This window comes from Pedococcus sp. P1_H8 (genome assembly GCF_056405175.1).
Map to the genome: position 1 here is coordinate 1 of NZ_JBFUCP010000130.1, position 524 is coordinate 524.

The 524-nt window shown below is 67.9% G+C and carries 2 protein-coding genes; one reads left to right on the forward strand and one right to left on the reverse strand.

Annotated elements, in window-relative coordinates; translation table 11 throughout:
• Positions 1 to 200: SPW repeat domain-containing protein (locus tag AC1DYG_RS19210; RefSeq protein WP_477641456.1), on the reverse strand; the 200-nt coding region annotated here is incomplete at its 3' end.
• 110 nt (positions 201 to 310) lie between these two features.
• On the opposite strand from AC1DYG_RS19210, the gene AC1DYG_RS19215 reads away from it, so the two are divergent.
• On the forward strand, positions 311 to 524 hold a 214-nt coding region (locus AC1DYG_RS19215; protein WP_477641457.1), incomplete at its 3' end, for a DNA alkylation repair protein.

Below are 524 nucleotides of genomic sequence, written 5' to 3' on the forward strand. Positions count from 1 at the left end.
AGCACACCCATTGCCCAGACGACCATCTCGGTACCGGGGGACGCCAGGTTGGCGAGCCCGGTCACGGCCACGAGCACGCCGAGAACGATCATCGACCACCGCGCGGCGCTGTTGGTGTCAACCCAGATCGGCGAGAGCGCCACAACCGCACCGATCACCACGGCGGCCCAGTCCTGCCACCGAGACCATTCGACCTTCATTTCTGCCTCCTCGACGAGGGAACTCCTGACTCCGGTATAGACCTGATTGACCGGCCGGTCAATGGCCTGGAATCCGGCGCCGACCAGGCCTTCGTGGGACCCTGTGAGGCATGCACGACGAGGTGGTCAGGGCGTTGGGCGAGGTGGCGGACGCGGGCGACGCGCAGCACCTGCGACGGTTCTTCAAGACCGGCCCCGGCGACTACGGCGAGGGCGACCTGTTCATCGGAGTCCGGGTGCCTGCCACCCGGAAGGTCGCCGCGCGGTTCGCGGACCTGCCGCTGCGGGAGATCGACGCGCTGCTCGACAGCCCAGTGCACGAAC